Annotated in this window: 14 protein-coding genes and 5 pseudogenes; 4 read left to right on the top strand and 15 right to left on the bottom strand. The window is 60.5% G+C overall.

Translation table 11 applies throughout. From position 1 onward, the window contains the following. Positions 1-156: 156 nt before the first annotated feature. Entirely contained in the window at positions 157-981 is an 825-nt protein-coding gene (locus tag N7E02_RS08955) for an outer membrane protein (RefSeq protein ID WP_286581511.1), read from the bottom strand. 252 nt (positions 982-1,233) lie between these two features. Here N7E02_RS08955 and N7E02_RS08960 point away from each other — a divergent pair, with 252 nt between their 5' ends. Then, entirely contained in the window at positions 1,234-3,066 is a 1,833-nt protein-coding gene (locus N7E02_RS08960) for a glycoside hydrolase family 15 protein (RefSeq protein WP_286581512.1), read from the top strand. Positions 3,067-3,084: 18 nt separating this feature from the next. Here N7E02_RS08960 and N7E02_RS08965 read toward each other — a convergent pair whose 3' ends face one another. The 12 genes and pseudogenes from N7E02_RS08965 to ybgC form a co-directional block, all read right to left on the bottom strand. Next, positions 3,085-3,567, bottom strand: coding sequence for a hypothetical protein (locus tag N7E02_RS08965; protein ID WP_286581513.1), 483 nt, complete (start codon positions 3,565-3,567; stop codon positions 3,085-3,087). A 208-nt stretch (positions 3,568-3,775) separates the two neighbouring features. Further along, complete coding sequence (gene glmM, locus N7E02_RS08970) at positions 3,776-5,131, bottom strand: phosphoglucosamine mutase (protein WP_286581514.1); 1,356 nt, start codon at positions 5,129-5,131, stop codon at positions 3,776-3,778. A gap of 234 nt (positions 5,132-5,365) precedes the next feature. Further along, on the bottom strand, positions 5,366-7,300 hold the full coding sequence (ftsH, locus tag N7E02_RS08975) for an ATP-dependent zinc metalloprotease FtsH (RefSeq protein WP_286581515.1): 1,935 nt from the start codon (positions 7,298-7,300) through the stop codon (positions 5,366-5,368). Positions 7,301-7,403: 103 nt separating this feature from the next. Then, positions 7,404-8,774 (bottom strand): tRNA lysidine(34) synthetase TilS, encoded by a 1,371-nt coding sequence (tilS, locus tag N7E02_RS08980; RefSeq protein ID WP_510185306.1) that lies wholly within the window; start codon positions 8,772-8,774, stop codon positions 7,404-7,406. Between the two features lie 14 nt (positions 8,775-8,788). After that, positions 8,789-9,807: pseudogene (gene ybgF, locus N7E02_RS08985) on the bottom strand (tol-pal system protein YbgF). Between the two features lie 198 nt (positions 9,808-10,005). After that, positions 10,006-10,539, bottom strand: coding sequence for a peptidoglycan-associated lipoprotein Pal (gene pal, locus N7E02_RS08990; RefSeq protein WP_286581517.1), 534 nt, complete (start codon positions 10,537-10,539; stop codon positions 10,006-10,008). A 207-nt stretch (positions 10,540-10,746) separates the two neighbouring features. Further along, positions 10,747-12,051 (bottom strand): Tol-Pal system beta propeller repeat protein TolB, encoded by a 1,305-nt coding sequence (gene tolB / locus N7E02_RS08995; protein WP_286581518.1) that lies wholly within the window; start codon positions 12,049-12,051, stop codon positions 10,747-10,749. 11 nt (positions 12,052-12,062) lie between these two features. Beyond that, positions 12,063-13,182: pseudogene (tolA, locus tag N7E02_RS09000) on the bottom strand (cell envelope integrity protein TolA). Positions 13,183-13,187: 5 nt separating this feature from the next. Further along, positions 13,188-13,688: a protein TolR gene (gene tolR, locus N7E02_RS09005; RefSeq protein ID WP_286581519.1), complete on the bottom strand. Its 501-nt coding sequence runs from the start codon at positions 13,686-13,688 to the stop codon at positions 13,188-13,190. 24 nt (positions 13,689-13,712) lie between these two features. After that, entirely contained in the window at positions 13,713-14,432 is a 720-nt protein-coding gene (gene tolQ, locus N7E02_RS09010) for a protein TolQ (protein WP_286581520.1), read from the bottom strand. A gap of 312 nt (positions 14,433-14,744) precedes the next feature. After that, positions 14,745-15,545 (bottom strand): endonuclease/exonuclease/phosphatase family protein, encoded by an 801-nt coding sequence (locus N7E02_RS09015; RefSeq protein ID WP_286581521.1) that lies wholly within the window; start codon positions 15,543-15,545, stop codon positions 14,745-14,747. A gap of 32 nt (positions 15,546-15,577) precedes the next feature. Further along, the gene (ybgC, locus tag N7E02_RS09020) at positions 15,578-16,027 is read right to left on the bottom strand and encodes a tol-pal system-associated acyl-CoA thioesterase (RefSeq protein WP_286584111.1); all 450 of its coding nucleotides are present in this window, start codon (positions 16,025-16,027) and stop codon (positions 15,578-15,580) included. A gap of 121 nt (positions 16,028-16,148) precedes the next feature. Between ybgC and N7E02_RS09025 the strand changes: the two are divergent. From N7E02_RS09025 to N7E02_RS09035, 3 pseudogenes are all read left to right on the top strand, one after another. Further along, positions 16,149-17,368 (top strand): annotated as a pseudogene (locus N7E02_RS09025) (NAD-dependent epimerase/dehydratase family protein). 140 nt (positions 17,369-17,508) lie between these two features. Continuing rightward, a pseudogene (locus tag N7E02_RS09030) lies at positions 17,509-18,320 on the top strand (glycosyltransferase). Beyond that, a pseudogene (locus N7E02_RS09035) lies at positions 18,317-19,197 on the top strand (NAD-dependent epimerase/dehydratase family protein). Before N7E02_RS09030 ends, N7E02_RS09035 begins: the two co-directional pseudogenes overlap by 4 nt. Here N7E02_RS09035 and N7E02_RS09040 read toward each other — a convergent pair. After that, positions 19,181-19,579 carry a hypothetical protein gene (locus N7E02_RS09040; RefSeq protein WP_286581522.1) on the bottom strand — a complete coding sequence of 133 codons (399 nt, stop codon included), beginning with the start codon at positions 19,577-19,579 and terminating at the stop codon, positions 19,181-19,183. The pseudogene N7E02_RS09035 and the gene N7E02_RS09040 overlap by 17 nt on opposite strands. After that, positions 19,572-19,793: a hypervirulence associated TUDOR domain-containing protein gene (locus N7E02_RS09045; RefSeq protein WP_286581523.1), complete on the bottom strand. Its 222-nt coding sequence runs from the start codon at positions 19,791-19,793 to the stop codon at positions 19,572-19,574. Before N7E02_RS09045 ends, N7E02_RS09040 begins: the two co-directional genes overlap by 8 nt. Positions 19,794-19,802 lie beyond the last annotated feature (9 nt).

Below are 19,802 nucleotides of genomic sequence, written 5' to 3' on the forward strand. Positions count from 1 at the left end.
AATCCGACATGATTTTCTCCCTGGCATCAGGGGATGCATAGCGGATTGCGGGAAAAGCTCGTAGCCAGATTTTAATCTATCGTTAACAGGCAGGTGCGCGGAACGCAGAAGGCCGCCAGAGCGGCGGCCTTCATGGGTGACTTGGGGTGACTATGGTTATTTGTATACGATCGGTTCCGGTGCCGGCTCGTAGGCGACAGGCGTGTCGCAGCCGTTGAACAGGTAACGGGCACCGACGCGAGCTTCGTGGCTGTAGATGCCCTTGTCCTTGCCGGGTCCGCCGCCGGAGGCAAAGCCGAACATGTCACCGCCGTCGATATAACGGAACCGATAGCCGACATCGGCCTTCAGGTTGCAGGTAACGTCGATCGTGGCACCAGCCATGATCGCCGCGGTTGCACGCCACTTGCCCTTGCCGTCGTGGTTGTCGCCGTAGCAGCCAGCAACGTCCGGATCATCGCAGATGCGATTGCGCAGCTTGTCCCACTTGACGTAGGAGGCACCGAAACCGGCACCGACATAGGGCGTGAAATAGGAATAGGTGCCGAGATCGACATAGACGTTGGCCATCAGAGAATAGGCCCGCATCGACGCTCTGTCGGATGAGGTGCAGGTGTCGACGCCATTCAGGCAGAAGCCGCTCGTGCTGCCACGAAAATCAGACTTGCCCATATAGTCGAAGGTCAGGTCGGTGCGCAGATAGTTGTTGATCTGATAACCGACACCGGCGCCGAGAATGAAGCTGTCCTTCAGATCGACATCGTCGAAGTCGACGAGGCTGTCATTCGAGCCCTGGAAGAACTCGGCACCGCGCAAGCGGTTGAACGAATAGCCCGCGTCACCGCGCAGATACCAGCCGCTGGATTCCTGGATCGTCACCTCCGGCGCGTCCATCATCGGTTGAGGCTGATAAAGATCGGCCGCCTGGGCCACGCCCGTCGACACCATCAGGGCCATCGTTACTGCGAAGCGCTTCTTCATAATAAGTTCTCCAAACTCATGGATGCGGCGACAAAGCAAGCGACCGCCCTCTTTGGAATGGAGAATGAACAAGAATGGTTAAGTCTCGCTTAACCATAAAAACAACAGGCAGTCATATACGAACTGGAACAGACAAAACGCAGCAACGTTGAGCCGCTCAAGGCACCCAATCTTGTCGTTTTCTGAAACCGATCCTCTCATTTCGCGTTGATCATCACCTGTTATGGATTGGCGCTAAGAGAGGGATTGGTATTGAAGCACTCCAGAGACGATGCGGGCAAGTCAATCGTCGAAACTGTCGACGCCCCCCGCCCCATCGCCGAACATGGCGCGATCGGAAACATGCAAACCATCGCGCTTGTCGCCAAGGACTGCACCATCGACTATCTTTGCTGGCCTTACTTCGACAGCCCCAGCGTCTTTGCCGCACTGCTCGACCCGAAAAAAGGCGGAGCCTTTGAACTGACCCCGCAGATCGACGGAGCGCGGCGTCTGCAAATGTACGTGCCGGAAAGCAACGTGCTGCTGACCCGCTGGCTGGGCAATCACAAAAGCGCCGAGATCATCGACCTCATGCCGGTGCCCAAAAGCGACAAGGATCCGTCGCGCCTCATACGCCGCGTGAGCGTCACGCGAGGCGAAGTCAGCTTCAAGCTCAAGTGCTGGCCGCGTTTTGACTATGCACGTCGCAAGCCGAAAGTTTCGATCAAGAAGGGTAACGCGCATTTCCAGTGCGGCGACTTCACCTTTCGCCTCTCCAGCACCGTTGACTTCAAACACCGCGATGGCGCCGCGACCGCGCATTTCACTTTGAAGAGCGGTGAGAGCTGCGATTTCATTCTCGATTGCGATGACCAGGAGCTGCCGAAGCGAGAGGAGGTTGACGCAATCATCCGCCAGACCACGGAATACTGGCAGGGCTGGGCGAAGAAATCGACCTATCGCGGCCGCTGGAGATCTGCGGTCACCCGCTCGGCGCTCGCGTTGAAAATGCTGACCTCAGCGGGCTATGGCTCTATCGCTGCGGCCGGCACCTTCGGCCTTCCCGAAGCCCCGGGCGGTCCACGCAACTGGGATTACCGCGCCACCTGGATCCGCGACGCGTCGTTTTCGATCTATGCGCTGATGCGGCTTGGATATCTCGAAGAAGCGAACGCCTTCGGGCGCTGGATCGCCGAACGCACTGACCGTTCGAAAGGCAATATCGAGATCATGTACAATCTCGACGGTACCAAGGTAGCACGAGAACAATCGCTTGATCATCTCTCAGGCTATGGAGGCGCCAAGCCTGTCCGGATCGGCAATGATGCGACAGACCAGATTCAGCTCGACATCTACGGCGAGCTTCTGGATTCAGTCTACATCAGCAACAAATACGGCGGCTCCATCTCGCACGAAAACTGGCTGAGTGTACGCCGCATCGTCGATCATGTCTGCGAGGTCTGGCGACAGCCGGACGCCGGCATATGGGAGGCTCGCAGCGAAGCCCAGGAACATCTCCACTCGCGGCTCATGTGCTGGGTCGCCGTCGACCGCGCTCTCCGCCTGGCTCAGAAACGCTCTCTCGCAGCGCCGTTCGGCCGCTGGATCGAGACGCGCAACGCCATCACCGAGGACATCTGGGAGAATTTCTGGAACGAGGAGCACGGCCATTTCGTCCACAGCAAGGGCGGAGAGGAACTCGATGCGTCCATGCTGATGATGCCATTGGTGCGTTTCATCAGTGCCACAGACCCCAAGTGGCTGGCTACGCTCGATGCAATCTCCGATGAGCTTGCCGACGACAGCCTTGTCATGCGTTACAAATGGCAGGATGCACTGGACGGTCGCGAAGGCTTCTTCGGCGCCTGCTCCTTCTGGTTCGTCGAATGCCTGGCCCGCGCCGGCCGCCTGCAGGAAGCAGAGATCAACATGGAAAAGCTGCTGCTCTTCGGCAATCACCTGCAGCTCTATGCGGAAGAATTCGACCCGCGCGGCGAATTCCTCGGCAACTTCCCGCAGGCGCTGACACACCTCGCCCTGATCAGTGCGGCCTTTTATCTCGATGGCGCGCTCGACGGGAAATTCAGGGAGTGGCGGCCATAACGGCCACCGTCTCAATCGTCAGTTCTGCTTGTCCTTCGAAAGACGTTTGAGCCCGACCTCAAGAAACCTTGCGGCAGCATTGCTCAGCAGCTTTCCCAGCCTGCCTCCCTGGAAATCCTCGCTGCGCACCTCCAACAAGGCACCGATCATTAGCAGGTCGCGCGGCTTCGGCGGCGGTCGCGGAGATTTCCGCCATGGGGTTTCACAGTGATCGTCGACAAATCGCGTGAGGATCTTTTCGACGGTCGAAACCGCCTTGTCGGCGGAGCCGCCGGCATCCGCCACATCGGCCAGCCGCACGATCCGATCCAGCACATCGGAGAGGCCGTCCAGAGGCGTCCAGGGGACTGGCCCGGCATCTCGCGGCTCGGAAGCGGGGCCGCGCTCCAGAGCCCGCGGACGGAACGGCCAAGGCACGCGACCGTCGTCATCGGGCGACGGCGTAAGCAGCTTCAGGATAAGACCTGAAAGCGTGCTTTGCGACATAGAGATATCGGACATCTGTCACCCCAATTTTCTGTTGGAATTCACGACAATGTCGAATGAGTTCGATCGATGCGCCCGACCAGCCATCGACTACGAGCAAGCATAAACAATGCCCTGCAGGGCGTCCCACGCTCGAAAGGGAGTGTGCCGTAGCCGAAATGCGATGCACCGAGGCTCCGCTAGGAACCTCGGTGCGCGATTGGATTATCTCGAATATTGGCGGTTAGGCCGCTTCCGAGCGGACATTCGCGATTACATCAACCAGGCCATTGACGATCTTCTCGACCTGCGTCCGGTCGTCACCTTCCGCCATCACGCGGATCAGGGGTTCCGTGCCTGACGGACGAATAACCAGGCGCCCCTTGGTTCCAAGTTCAGCTTCCGCATCGGCGATCGCCTGAAGCACGACGGCTTCTTCCAGCGGCTTGCCGCCAGAGAAGCGAACATTCTTGAGGAGCTGCGGCACCGGTTCGAAGCGGCGGCAGATTTCGCTCACCGGCCGACCGAGACGTTTGACGCGAGCCAGGATCTGCAGGGCGGCGACAAGACCGTCGCCGGTCGTGCCGAAGTCCGAAAGCACGATATGGCCCGACTGCTCGCCGCCGACGTTGAAGTCATGGTTGCGCATATGCTCGACGACATATCTGTCGCCGACCTTGGTACGGGCGAGCGTCAGCCCCTTGTCACCAAGAAAGCGTTCGAGGCCGAGGTTGGACATCACGGTCGCAACGATGCCGCCGCCGGTCAGCCTGCCGTCATCGGCAAAGCTCTCGCCGATCACGGCCATCAGCTGGTCGCCGTCGATGATCTCGCCGTTCTCGTCAACGATGATGACGCGGTCGGCGTCACCATCGAGCGCAATGCCGATATCGGCGCGCACTTCATGCACCTTCTTCTGCAGCCGCTCCGGCGCAGTGGAGCCGCAATCGAGATTGATGTTGGTACCATTCGGCTCGTTGCCGATCGTTACGACCTCTGCGCCGAGTTCCCAGAGAGCCAGCGGGGCAACCTTGTAGGCGGCGCCGTTCGCGCAGTCGATCGCGACGCGCAGGCCGTGCAGCGTCACGTCGCGCGGCAAAGTGCGCTTGGCATGTTCGATATAACGATAGATGTCGCCCTCGACGCGCTTGGCGCGGCCGATCTCGCCGGATTTCGCCAGCTGTCCATAGATATCCTTGTCGAGCAAATCCTCGATCTGGGTCTCCAGATTGTCGGAAAGCTTGTAACCGTCGGGCCCGAACAACTTGATGCCGTTATCCTCATAAGGATTGTGCGATGCGGAGATCATCACGCCGACATCCGCGCGAAGGGAACGCGTAAGCATGGCGACCGCCGGCGTCGGAATCGGGCCGAGCAGGAAGACGTCGAGGCCGGCAGCGGTGAAGCCTGCAACCATGGCATTCTCCAGCATGTAGCCGGAAAGGCGTGTGTCCTTGCCGATGACAACGCGGTGGCGATGGCTGCCGTTGCGGAAGATCGTGCCGACTGCAATACCCACCTTCATGGCGAGATCGGGCGTCATCGGGAAGACGTTCGAATGTCCGCGGATACCATCGGTACCGAAGTAACGGCGTGTCATGTATGCTCCTTCTCTATCGCGCGTCCGGCGCGCTGCAGGTCGAGCTAAGGCTCAGATCCCGCTGCCGCGTCATCGATGGACGGGCATTTCAGGCTCATGCCACAAGCGCGGGGCACAAGCACGTCAATTAGCATCAAAGGTTATCATATCCCGTGAGTGGATAAGTCATCGTTAACATAAAATGACCGCCGTGGATCACTCCACGGCGGTCATCCTGTCATTCGATGTCCGAGCTTAGTGCGGCTGGGGCTCCATGCCGCCTTCGGTGGCATCGCCCTTCGGTTCATCCTTCTTGGTGCCTGTAGACGGCACGGCAGAACCGCGGCTCGGCGTAGAGTCATCGCCAAGATCCCGCGACGGCTTTTCACCCTTGATCAGTGCCTTGATTTCCTCGCCCGACAGCGTCTCGTATTCCAGCAGACCTTCGGCGATCGCCACGAACTGGTCGTGGTAATCGGTCAGGATCTGGCGAGCCTCCGTATAGGCCTCATCGATCAGACGACGGACCTCGGTATCGATCTTCTGGGCGGTCGCTTCGGAGACGTTCTTCGACTGCGAAACCGAGTGCCCGAGGAAGACTTCCTGCTGGTTCTCACCGTAGGCGACTTGGCCAAGTACATCGGAGAAGCCCCACTGGGTGACCATGGCGCGGGCAAGCTTGGTGGCCTGCTCGATATCCGAGGATGCACCCGAGGTGATGTTCTCCTTGCCGAAGGTCAGTTCTTCGGCAACACGGCCGCCCATCATGATGGTCAGGCGCGACACCATCCACTTGTAGCTCATGGAATAGCGGTCGCCTTCCGGCAGCTGCATGACCATGCCGAGCGCACGGCCGCGCGGAATGATCGTCGCCTTGTGCAGCGGATCGGCAACCGCGACCTTGAGCGCCGTGATGGCGTGGCCGGCTTCGTGATAGGCGGTGAGCTTCTTTTCGGCTTCGGTCATGGCGGACGAGCGGCGTTCCGCGCCCATCATGATCTTGTCCTTGGCGTCTTCGAATTCCTGCATGGTTACAAGGCGCTTGTTACGGCGCGCGGCCATCAGGGCAGCTTCGTTGACGAGGTTCATCAGGTCGGCACCGGAGAAACCGGGCGTACCACGAGCGAGCGTCTTCAGATCGACATTCGGCGCCAGCGGAACGTTGCGGGCGTGAACCTTGAGGATGCGCTCGCGACCGACGATATCCGGGTTCGGCACGACGACCTGACGGTCGAAACGGCCCGGACGCAGCAGTGCGGGGTCGAGAACGTCGGGACGGTTGGTGGCGGCGATCAGGATGATGCCTTCGTTTGCCTCGAAACCGTCCATCTCGACCAGCAGCTGGTTGAGCGTCTGTTCACGTTCGTCGTTACCGCCGCCGAGACCGGCGCCACGATGGCGGCCGACGGCGTCGATTTCGTCGATGAAGATGATGCAGGGCGCATTCTTCTTGGCCTGCTCGAACATGTCGCGCACACGGGATGCACCGACACCGACGAACATCTCGACGAAGTCCGAACCGGAAATGGTGAAGAACGGCACGTTGGCTTCACCGGCAACCGAGCGGGCAAGCAAAGTCTTACCCGTACCCGGAGGGCCGACAAGCAGCACACCGCGCGGAATACGGCCGCCAAGCCTCTGGAACTTCTGCGGGTCGCGCAGGAATTCGACGATTTCTTCCAGATCCTGCTTGGCTTCATCGACGCCAGCGACGTCTTCGAAGGTCACGCGGCCATGCGCTTCGGTGAGAAGCTTGGCCTTGGACTTACCGAAGCCCATGGCGCCGCGCGATCCGCCCTGCATCTGACGCATGAAGAACAGCCAGACACCGAGGATAAGCAGCATCGGCAGCAGCGTGCCGAGATAGCTGAGGAAGCCGGACGAACCGTCCGTTTCCGGACGCGCAACGATCGTGACATTCTTCTCCTGCAGGCGCGACATCAGCGAGTCGTCGATCACAGGCGAATAGGTCTGAAAGTTTTGGCCATTCTCGGCATAGGTGCCCATGAGACGGTTGCCCGTGACGACAACATCACGCACACGACCCGAATCCACATCCTTGAGGAACTGCGAATACGGGACGTCTCGCGAACTGGTCTGCGTGGGCGCCGTCTGGAACATGCTGAACAAGGCGATCAGCAACAGGGCTATGATAGCCCAGAGGGCAAAATTACGAAAGTTTGGGTTCATCGAACTCCCCGGACTGCGACGGCCGCCGATGAAGCGGCCACCTTTCTTGGCCCATAACATAAGGTTGCGTCACGCCCTTGCCAAGGCAAGGTGGCATTCCCGTTTAGCTTTTCCGTTCGAAAACCTTAATCGGGGCGGCAGGAAATTCGTCGCATCCGAACAGAACCCCAAGCTCGCGACCAAGAATAAGCTCGAACTGCGGCAAAAAACGGTCGTAGGGCGCAAGCACCGGCGTGGCGATCACACTCGCTTTATCGATTGTTCCAGCCGGCAAAGATGCAACCTCCAGATGAGGACAGGTACTCATCGCGCGCATCCCAATCGCTGGCGGCACGTCCTCGAACATCGCCAGCGCCAGATCGCGATCCGCAGGCGTCGGCCCCACGATGAGTTCCCGCCCGCCACGATTCTCAAGTCTGAACCGACTATCCCAGAGGGCACACTCTTCCGGCCCGACATGCATTGACAGCAGGTCACGCGCTTCGCGGTGTATGAACAGGCCCTGCCGTCTCAGATCGAAGATCACCCGCCCTGCGGTCATGCGATCCGGTTGACCACCCAGTGGCTGACCGTTCGAAAGAACCGCCATGACACGGTCCATAGTCTTGGCCGCCGGCATATGGGATCGCCCGCCGAGGATCGCGGCAAGCGTACCGAGCAGGTGACGGACGACCGACGCCTCCTCAGCCAACACATCACGGCCCAGATGCGCCAGCACGCCGTGTTGAACCTGTAGATAACGGCGAGCAATATCCGCCGCTGCTGCGGAAAGCTGGGCCCGCCTGCGCCCCGCTTCACGGATGGAAGCCGGCGATAGAAGCGTTTCCGACTGAAGAGACGATCGGACCCGCACCCGTTCATAATGCCGGTCGACATTGCTGGGATCGTCTATCCATCCCCTGCCCTGCTCTCTCAGGAAATCGCGTATGGCCTCGCGTCTCGTTGCAAGCAAGGGCCGCAGCAGCCAGCATCGGCGGTCTAGCAGCACGGCATCCGCCATGCCCGCCAAACCGAGATTTCCATCATCGCTTTTGCGGGTAGCCCGCATCGCAACCGTTTCCATCTGGTCGTCGAAAGTATGGCCCGTGACGATGGCGTCTGCGTTGAATGTCCCCGCTGCCTTGAGCAACAGTTGGTACCGCGCTTCCCGCGCCGCTGCGGAAATTCCGCTCTCGGGCTTGTCACCCTGCCATCGCAGGATCCGGTGTGGGATGGAAAGCTCTTCGCAGAGGCGGGCAACAACCAGCGCCTCATCGGCCGCTTCCGGACGAAGCCCATGGTCCACCGTCGCGGCGACCAGCCTGTGCTGATTTCCTGGCCTTGAAGACAGCGCCTGATGGAGGGCGATCAGCAATCCGACAGAATCGCTTCCGCCAGAAACGGCAACCAGAAGCGTCGTCGGGCGCAAAAGTGAAGAGAGGAAATGGTCTACCGCTTCGAAGAGAGGCCTGAATTGCGGGAGATCGCCGGGCACGTCGAGCCCGCCGATCAGCAGCCGAGGCGCTTCTGCTCGGTGGCGACCTTGCTCAGCACTGCCTTGGCGGCGCTCGGATAGCGACGCGGAACTTCCCGCATCGTGGCGCAGGCCGTCTCCTTGTTGTCCAGCTGAGCCAGCGACATGCCGAGTTTCAGAAGCATTTCCGGAGCCTTGGCCGACTTGCCGTAGGTCTGGTGCGCATTGAGGAAGGTCTTGGCCGCCTCGTTATACTTGCCCTGGGAATACTGCGCCTCACCAAGCCAGAAGTTGGCGTCCGGCAGACGATTGCTCTTCGGATAGGACGAGATGTAGCTCGAGAACTCGGTCTCCGCGAGCGCGTAGTCACCCGTCAGGACATGGTCATAGGCGATCTTGTAGGCGTCGCTCTCACTGCCGAGCGAGGCCGTCTGCTGCGGATCGCGGCCCTGGCCGGCACGCGGCGAGCCGGTGTCGACGCCAGGCAACGCGGAGGAGTTGCGCGCGCCCTCATTGCGGTTGGCGCCGACCGGATTGCCGTTCTGGTCGAATTCCATGGAGCCGAGCGTGGTGGGCGCGGGAGCGGCATTGCCCCCTGGCCTGCTCCGTTGCTTCCATTATCTGACGGCGTCTCGATGATACGGCTGATATCGTCGCCGCCATTGGCGGACGGTTCGGACGAAGAAGAGGGGCGGTTGGACGCCACGGCCGGTTGCCCGCCCGTGTCGCCCAAGTCGCTTCTTTTCCTCTTTTCCAGATCCTGGAAGCGGAATTCGTTATCTTCCTGCGTCTTGCGCAGTTGCTCCTGCATCTGCAGCAGCTGATAGCTCATTTCCTCGATCCGGCCGTTGAGCTGCCGGACTTCTTCCTGGAGCTGCTGGACACGGACGGCTTCATTGCTCTGCGCCAGAATCACTTCGCCCTGTTCGGCTCGTGGCTGTTGCGGAGCGCTCTGCTCGCCCTGGAAGAGTTTCGGCAATGAGAGTTGGAAGGCCCCAGCGGGTCCTGCCATTGCCGCCAGCCCCAGCATTGCTGCCAAGACAATTTTCTTCATGTCGTTCGTCCTGCTCTTCTGATTTGCGCCGGGATGACGCGAGACGGATTTTTATTACCTGCCGCCAAAAAGCAACCAAGCCGTCATTCAAAATCTAGGGAAACGGGGCCAAACTAAGGAAAAACAAAAAAGGTGGCCCGAAGACCACCTTTTATTAACGAATTGTCATCCGGAGAGCGGCGAACCGCTCGGGCCGAATTACATGCCGGCGCCGCCGAGAACGGTAACGGCGCGGCGATTCTGCGACCAGCAGGAAATGTCGTCGCAGACGGCGACCGGACGTTCCTTGCCGTAAGAGATCGTCTTCATGCGGTTTGCCGGAACGCCGCGCGAAGCGAGGTATTCCTTGGTGGCGGCAGCGCGGCGTGCGCCGAGTGCAAGGTTGTATTCGCGGGTGCCGCGTTCGTCGGCATGGCCTTCGACCGTGATCGCGTAGTTCGGGTAGCGGGCAAGCCACTGAGCCTGACGGTCAAGCGTCTGCTGGGCGTCGGCGCGGATCGAGGTGGAATCGGTGTCGAAGAAGATGCGGTCGCCGACATTGACCGTGAAGTCCTGGCTGGAGCCCGGCGTTGCCGAACCGGCGCCGTTCAGGCCGAGATCGCCGGCATTGTTCGGGAGGTTCTTCTTGTTGGCGCAACCGGCAAGTGCCAGAGCCATCGTCAGGGCGATGATAGCGGGGTTGCGTGCGATCTGCTGCATGCGGCTCATCGCCGAGGTTTCAGTGCGGCTCATAGCCGGTCTCTCCTTGAGGTCAGTATATTCAGAGTTGCCAGACTCTAACCGTACTCGGTTAACCATCATCAAACAGCTATGGTTAACAAAGTATTCCGGTGTCCCGTATCTGCCCCATTTTCAATGAAATGCGGCGGCAGGGAGGCGAAATCGCCTCACCTTTGTTTGCAATCGTTCACACGGACGCGCGTGTGCCGCGCCAATGCGTCACTCAAGCAGCGGCGACCAGGCCGGGTCGGAACCATAGGCCGGGGTCTTGATGGCCTGCTCGTTATAGCCGGTCAGATCGATCGAATAGAGCTGCGGACCACCGGCACCGGCGTTCTGACGGAAGAACATCAGCACGCGACCGTTCGGCGCCCAGGTCGGGCCTTCGTTGTGGAAGCCGGTCGTCAGGATGCGTTCGCCGGAGCCGTCCGGACGCATCACGCCGATCGAGAACTTTCCGCCTGACTGTTTTGTGAAGGCGATGAGATCGCCGCGAGGTGACCAGACCGGTGTCGAATAGGAACCGTCGCCGAAGGAGATTCGGTTCTGGCCGGAGCCGTCCGCACCCATGACGTAGATCTGCTGGCGGCCGCCACGGTCGCTTTCGAACGTGATCCGAGCGCCATCCGGCGAATAGCACGGCGCCGTATCGATCGCAGCCGTCGAGGTCAGGCGCGTCGTTGTGCGCGAACGCAGGTCCATCGTGTAGATATTGGCATTACCTTCCTGCTGAAGGCTCATGATCACCTTCTGGCCATCCGGCGAGAAGCGCGGCGAGAAGGTCATGCCCGGGAAGTTGCCGACCACCTCGCGCTGTCCGGTCTCCAACTGCAGCAGGTAGACGCGCGGCTGGTTGCCCTCGAAGGACATGTAGGTGACTTCCTGACGGCTCGGCGAGAAGCGCGGCGTCAGGACCAGGTCCTTGGTATTGGTCAGCATGCGGACGTTGAAACCGTCCTGGTCCATGATCGCGAGCTGGCGCTGGCGGGCGGTCTTCGGTCCGCTTTCGGAAACGAAGACGACACGGGTATCGAAATAGCCCTTCTCACCAGTGATGCGCTCATAGATCGCGTCGGCGATGATATGCGCCAGGCGACGCCAGTTTTCCGGCGGGGTGAAGAACTGCTGGCCGGTCATCTGCTGGCCGGCAAACGTATCCCACAGGCGGAACTCGGCGCGCAGGCGGCCGTCGCCTTCGCGGCTGACGCGGCCGACGACGAGCGCCTGGGCGTTGATCGTCGTCCAGTCCTGGAAGCGCGGCGCCCGGTTCGGGTCGGTGATCTTCTCGATAAAGGCCGCCTTGTTGACCGGAGCAAAAAGGCCGGAACGCTGCAGGTCGGCTGCGATTACCTGGGAAATCTGCGGCCCGAGCTCGTTGTTCGACAGGAAATCGGTGATGGCGATCGGCAGCGGCTCGACATTGCCCTTGCTGATATTGAGCTCGACCAATGCATTTGCCGGGCTTGAGAACGCAGCCGCGCTGGCAGATGCCATCATGAGGCCGAGGAAGTTACGTCTGATCATGATTGGGCCTTTCAAAGCAGGTCGCTTGGAGTGAAGTTCACGACGACATCGCCCCAAGCGTCATATTTGTCGGCGGGAAGGTTTTTGAACGGTGAGGAACGCAGGACTGCGCGCCGCGCGCTCGATTCCAGCGTCCTGCGGGCCGTGTCCGAACCGCCGCTGGAGGAAACTTCGGGGTCTCCGACGATCGCGCCGGACTGGTCGAGCTTCATCTGCACCCGGATGACGACACCCTCGGCGCCCTCGATGCCGGCGATATAGGACCAGTTGTTCTGGATCTGACCACGCAGCGCGTCCATCTCGCTCTGGCTGAGCTTGGAACCGCCGGTATTGGTCTTGCCGCCGAGAGATGCGGTCTGGGTCGAGCGCTTCGCACCACCATTCGCCGGCGCCTGCTTGTTCAGCAGCGCGGCGATATCGTCAGCGTTGAAGTCGCTTTCCTTCGAGGAGGCGGTCTTTGCCACTTCCTGCTTTTTGTCGGCGACCTTCTTGTCGGTCGGCTTCTCGGCAGCCTTCGGCTCCGGTTTCTTTTCCGGCGGCTTCTCGGCGGGCTTGGCCTGTTCCTTCGGCGGTTCGGGCTTCGGCTTGGCGGCGGGCAGCGGCACGCTGTCCGGCAGCGGCATCGCCTCTTCGGGCTCGGCCGGGGTCGGCTCGGGCGCAGCTTCAGGCTTTGGCGTCGGCGGCGTCACGTCGGGCTTCTGCTGCGGAAGCGCTGCGACTTCCTGCGGCGGAGGTGCCGTGTCTTCTTTGGCAACTTCGGTCGAAGCGGTCGGCTTGGTATCGACGACAGGCGCAGGCTTTTCCTGCTTCGGCGGGGCAGCTGCGGATTCTGTTGTCGCTCGGCTTCGCCGTCGGCATCGGCGGCGCCTTGATGTCCACCTTGTTGTCGCCGACGTTCTGGGCGTTCTCGACGATGTCGGGACGCGTGGTCGGCACGGGTGCCGCCGTCTCCGCCATCGGCGCATTCTTGTCGCCCTGCTGGATCTGGCTGAATTCCTCGATCGGCACGAGATCGACCGGCAGCGTCTCGGTATTGGCGACATCGAGCGGTTCCGGCGAGCCAAGCGATACGAGCGCAAAGGCGAGAGCCGTTACGTGCAGGATCGCGGATGTGGTGAGGCTCGCCTTCATCTAGGTCAGTTGCTCTTTGGTGTGCCCTGGGGTGCGCCCTGCGGTGCAGATGCGGCCGCGCCCTGGCGCTGCTGGGTCACGAGGCCGATATTTCGGAAACCGGCGGACTGAATGCGCGCCATGACATCAGCGACCACGCCGTATGCGGAGGTCGTGTCGGCACGCACGAAGATGCGCTCGTTGTAGCCCGTCGTCGAAATCGCCTGCAGCTTGGCGGCGATCTCTTCGGCCGCAATCGGCGTTTCCTGCAGATGGATCTGGCCATTCGCATTGACACTGATGGTGATCGGCTGAGTTTCGGAATTCAGCGAGGAAGCCTGCGTCTGCGGCAGGTCGACCGGCACGCCGACCGTCATCATCGGTGCGGCGACCATGAAGATGATGAGCAGCACGAGCATGACGTCGACCAGCGGCGTCACGTTGATTTCGCTGATGGCACCGCCGCGCCGGCCGCGACGCCCGCGGCGACCGCCCGATGCCTTGGATCCTCCGGCAGACATGCCCATGAGAGTGTCTCCTTCGTCGCGAAGTTACTGCGCGGCCTGGCGGGGCTGCAGCTTCTCGTCGATCTGGCGCGACAGGATGGCGGAAAACTCGTCCGCAAAGCCTTCCATGCGCGCCGACAGCTTGCCCGCGTCGGCCGTGAACTTGTTGTAGGCCATGACGGCCGGGATAGCGGCAACGAGGCCGATCGCCGTGGCGAGCAGCGCTTCGGCGATACCCGGTGCCACGACGGCAAGGTTGGTGGACTGCGAACCGGCGATCGCCTGGAACGAGGTCATGATGCCGACGACGGTACCGAAAAGACCGATGAACGGACCGGCCGAGCCGATCGTTGCAAGCGAACCGAGGCGCGCCTCGTAGGTCTCGGCCTCACGCGACATCGTCACGTCCATGGCGCGGTCGATACGCATCTGCAGGCCGATCGGCGAACGGGCGCCGCGCTCGAAGCTCTTCTTCCACTCGCGCATGGCGGCGACGAAGATCGCGGCAAGGCCATTATTCTGCCGGTCAGAAAGCGTGCGATAGAGCTCTTCCAGCGACTGGCCCGACCAGAAGACCTGTTCGAACTGGTCGAACTGGCGGCGCGCCTTCGCAAAGTTCATATACTTGTCGATCACGATCGCCCAGGTCCAGACCGACGCGCCGATAAGGCCGATCATCACCAGTTTGACGATCAATCCGGCCTGCATAAACAACGCCCAAAGGCTGACGTCGTGCGTCGCGGCTTCCAAAGCTGCCTGTTCCATCCACTATCCCCGAATCCAAACGCCCGGCTTGACGACCGGGCGGGTTCCAAAGCGCGCTCTCGCGAAACTGTTCTCGATCACGATCAGCGTTGCCCTAACCCCAAGATGTCCTGAGTTTTCAGCTTGGCTTCTCGCTTTCAAATTTGGTCAAAGGAAGGCGTGCGTTGCACAAATTCCTCACCGTCTAGTAAGACATCATTATCGTTAAGGAAGTGTTACAACGACGGCGCCTATCCCGTTGGGATGACTCGCTAACTTTGCGATTATCCGGGAAAAAGCCAGAGGATACAGCCGGTTGCCCGCTTGCCGTTTTCACATCTCCAGCAACAAGGGACAGTGGTCCGATACTTCGGGATCGGTCACAACCTCGAAGCGAAGCACTTCAACGAGACTGTTGACCAACATGTAGTCAGCGAATCGGCCCGCCTTTGGGTAGTGGGAGGTGCGCGTGCTGGTGAAACCGCGGGCGGTCACGAGATCTTGAAGGCCAAGATCGGCAAGAACGGCGAAGGTTTCGCTATCCGGTTCGATGTTGAAATCACCGCAAAAAACAATCGGTTCATTCGGCTTGGCGATTCCGCGGAGAAGCGTGGCAAGCCTTTGCGCCTGCGCCAATCTTGCCGGCGTATCCATCTTTCCGGCAAGATCGCGGAGGCCGTGCATATGGGCAACGCAAAGGCTTCGGTCCTGTTCGTAATCATAGACACGAACCGCATGCGCTAACCGCGGGCGGGGATGGTCTCCATAGCTATGGGGTGAGAATTCGCCATGCACAAAGCCCTGCACCTGCTCGATGATCGGCAGGGAGTGGCGCACGAAGGTTGCCAGCCCCCATCGCGAAGGAATTTCGACGTCGCCGTCCCACAGCTCGCCTTGGGCCGACTGGCAGAACTGCGCAAAGTGGTCCGGCAACGCCTCCGCCACATCCCGGAAGAAGTTGGCGCGCTGCGCGAGAACGTGATCTCCGTCCCGGTAGGTAAGCCAGTCCTTCGTTGTCTTAGGCGTGTGAACCACCTCCTGCAAGCAAAGGATATCCGGATCTTCACGGACGACATAGTCTATCAGCTCGCCGTGCAGCTTGCCGCCCCAGCCATTCAGGCAGATGATCTTCACTGCGCCCTCCCCGGCTTTTTAGTGCCTGACGCTCAGACCGGATGCCCCAGAAACTTCTCCGCGATCGTTTCTGGCAGCCGTCGTGGCCGACCATGCTTGTTGATCACGGCGATCACCACCTTGGCCTGGATCAACAAAATGTCACCACGACGGATTTCCTGGTTGAGCACCATCTTGGCCCCGCCGGCCTTCTCCGTCGCCGTGGTGATCGTCAAGATATCGTCCATCCGTGCCGGTTGCTTGAAATCGATCTCCATCCGGTGAACGACGAAGACGAGGCCTTCTTCATCCGCCGACAGCAGAGCACTCTGCTCGCAGCCGAGGCAGCGGAGATAGTCGGTGCGGCCGCGCTCGAGGAAATGGAGATAGCGGGCGTGATAGACGAGGCCGGAGAAATCCGTGTCCTCGTAATAGACGCGCTGAACGAGTCTATGCCCGTGCCCGGTCAACTCGCCCGCGAGGAGAAAATTGTCGCTATTCATCGGCTTGCCTTGGAAAAACCTTATCGTGCACTGGATATTGGGAGCATGGTGCTCCACAATTGGACGGGCGTAATATTTCCTCCCTAACAGGAAATTCTTATAAAACCACCGGAGAATTTTTATGAAGATTGCAGTCATGGGCGGCGACGGTTTCATCGGCTGGCCGACATCCCTGCACCTCTCCCACGCGGGTCACGAGGTCCACATTCTCGACAACCTGTCCCGCCGCTGGATCGATACCGAACTGGGCGTGCAGTCGCTCACGCCGATGGATTCGATACAGGAACGTACCCGCATCTGGCATGCCGAAACCGGTCGTCGCATCCACTTCAGCCTGATCGATCTCGCCAAGGATTACGAACTGCTGAAGAACTGGCTTGCCGAGCATCGCCCCGACGCGATCGTGCATTTCGCCGAACAGCGCGCCGCCCCTATTCGATGAAGAGCGACCGCCACAAGAACTACACGGTCAACAACAACGTCAATGCGACGCATAACCTGCTGAACGCGCTGGTGGAGCTGGATCTCGACACCCACCTCGTCCATCTCGGCACGATGGGCGTCTATGGCTATTCGACAGTCGGCGCGGCGATCCCGGAAGGCTACCTGCCGGTCGGCATCGAGACCATGAGCGGCGAGACGGTTTCCCAGGAGATCCTCTACCCGTCCAATCCCGGCTCGATCTATCACATGACCAAGTGCCTGGATCAGCTCCTCTTCGCCTTTTACGCCAAGAACGATCGTCTGCGCATCACCGACCTGCACCAGGGCATCGTCTGGGGCACGCATACCGAGCAGACGCGCATCCACGAACAGCTGATCAACCGCTTCGACTATGACGGCGATTACGGCACAGTCCTGAACCGCTTCCTCATCCAGGCTGCGATCGGCTATCCGCTGACCGTCCATGGCACCGGTGGGCAGACTCGCGCCTTCATCCACATCCAGGATTCGGTCCGCTGCATCGAGATCGCGCTCAACAACCCGCCGGCCGCCGGTGGTCGAGTGGAGATTTTCAACCAGATGACCGAGACGCACCGCGTCCGTGATCTTGCCGAGATGATCTCGAAGATGACCGGCGCAAAGATCGCCTGGCTGCCGAACCCGCGCAAGGAAGCGCCGGAAAACGATCTGGTCGTGAAGAACGAAAAGTTCCTCGAGCTCGGCCTCGAGCCGACGACGCTCGGCGAAGGCCTGCTGTCGGAAATCGTCGACGTTGCGAAGAAATACGCCTATCGCGTCGACCGCTCGCGCGTACCGGCCATATCCGCCTGGACCAAGGACATCGCGGCCACCGTCGAGCGCGACCCGGAAGGCACGCGCCTGAAGTCGGTTTCGTAGGAGCCGCGCTAGATCTTTACTCCGTCATCCTCGGGCTTGTCCCGAGGATCTGCCCACGTAGAATTCGGCCAACGACGGTAGATGCTCGGGACATGCCCGAACGTGACGATCGCTGGACTCGAACAGGACAATCGCACGCCATGCAGAACGCCTTCGTCACGCTTGTGACCAACGCCGACTACATCATGGGGGCGACGGCCCTCGCCCATTCATTGCGCCGAACGAAAACCACTGCCGATCTCGTCGTGCTCCATACCGGCGCAGTCGCGCAGGACGCTCTGGCCGGCCTGAAGTCACTCGGCTGCCGCATCATCCCGGTCGAGCATCTCCCCTCTCGGACGGCTTCAACGAACGTCACGCCCGCAAGAATCTGCATGGTGCCGCCCCTTTCACCAAGGGTCGCAAGCCGGACTTCCACACGCCGCTCGACAACTTCTGCAAGCTGCGCCTGTGGCAGCTGACGGAATACCGCACGGTCGTCTTCCTCGATGCGGACGTGGTCGTGCTGAAGAACATCGACAAACTGTCCGACTACCCTGAATTTTCAGCCGCCCCGAATGTCTACGAGAGCCTTGCGGATTTTCACCGCCTCAACTCCGGCGTCTTCGTAGCCAAGCCGTCGAACGAGACCTTCGAGCGGATGCTCGCCGCCCTCGATCAGCCGGATGCCTTCTGGCGGCGTACCGATCAGACCTTTCTGGAGAGCTTTTTCCCCAACTGGCACGGCCTGCCCGTGTTCATGAACATGCTGCAATATGTCTGGTTCAACATGCCGGCCCTGTGGGATTGGAAGGACATCTCAATCCTGCACTACCAGTATGAAAAGCCCTGGGAAGCCGATCACCCGAAAGCCGAGCAGCTGCGCCCGCTGATCGATCTCTGGCACGCCTTCCATGAGGGCCGGGAAATGCCGGATATTGCAAGCCTCGCCAATCCCGGAGCGACCTCTTGAAAGTGCTCGTCTCCGGCGGAACGGGTCTCGTCGGCCGCTATATCGTCGAGGGACTTCTGGCAGGAGGCTACAGCGTTGTCGTCGGCGCGCGCAAACCGCCGGTCGACGCCTTTTCTCGCGGCGCGTCGATTTCGTACCGCTCGACCTTACTCCCGAACGGGATCAGGCAGCAGCATTCAAAGGCATCGAAGCCTTCGTCCACGCCGCCTTCGACCACCTGCCGGGCAAATATCGAGGCGGAGAAGGAAAGGATCCCAAACGCTTCAGACGGCTCAATCTGGATGGAACGATCAGGCTGTTCGAGACAGCCAAACTCGCCGGCGTGACGCGCGCCACCTTCCTGTCCAGCCGCGCAGTCTACGACGGCCTGCCGCCGGGAACGGCATTGACCGAAGAGATCGCCCTGTCTCCGACTTCTCTCTATGGCGAAATCAAGCTGGCCTGCGAGACGGCAATCACTGCCATGTCCGGCCCCGACTTCGTTGCCTCATCGCTTCGCGCGACCGGTGTCTATGGCGACATGCTTCCGAACAAATGGGACGCGCTCGTCGCCGATGTTGCGGCGGGGCGTCCCGTCGTACCCCGCGCAGGCACGGAAGTTCATGGAGATGACGTAGCTCAAGCCGTCGGTCTTATGCTCAAAGCGGACGTCGAGATCGTTTCGGGCCAGTCCTTCAACCTCTCCGACATCACCGTCGATACACGCATGATCATGGAAAGGCTTGGCCTGCCAGCTGATCTGCTTGCCTTTACGGCACTCGCCGCCAACGAAATGCTGACAGAAAAAATCCGCCACATCGGCTGGAAGCCCGGTGGCATGCGGCGGTTCGATAAGACGATGGCGTCCTTGGCGCAACAGCTCAATGCTGCGAGTTGAAATGCCTTTGGACGTTGCCGTCCAACGCGTTTCGGCTCGGGCGGCGCGTTTCCTTCTTGCGGGATTCGATGATCTTCAAATGCTCTTCCGCCCATTTCTGACCTGCATCACCGCCCCATAGCAGCCAAGCGATATAGCCTGTCGACGGATCGTCATCATTGCCGAAATTCTCCGAACGCTTGTCGATCTTGTGACGGGAAAAATAGCTCGCCATCCGCTTGACCGTCAGGTCGGAGAGAGATTTCCGATGCTGCAGGTCACGTGCCCTTGCAATACCAAGGGTCGTGCCGCCACGCCGATATTTGGCGCGAAGTTTCAGTCCCTTTTCCGCCGCGGCAGCAACCTCGACTGGGGGGCGATGGTCGAGATCCTTCTCAGTCATGGGACCTCCGCAGCTCGGACTGGCTTTTCAGGACGCGGTCACCATTCTCCTGCTTGAGGAGAAAGGCCGGTTCCTCGCGGTCGGCCTTGCGCTTGATCACCTTGCCCTTGATCTTGCGCTCTACATCCTCGGTGAATTTCTGGGCGACCTTGCCCTCGGCTTTCGAGCTGCCCCACGTCCATTCGACGTCGGTTCCGACTTGGATCTTCTGCATCAGCGGCTC

Source organism: Terrirhizobium terrae (assembly GCF_030323265.1).
In the GTDB taxonomy this organism is placed as follows: domain Bacteria; phylum Pseudomonadota; class Alphaproteobacteria; order Rhizobiales; family Rhizobiaceae; genus Neorhizobium.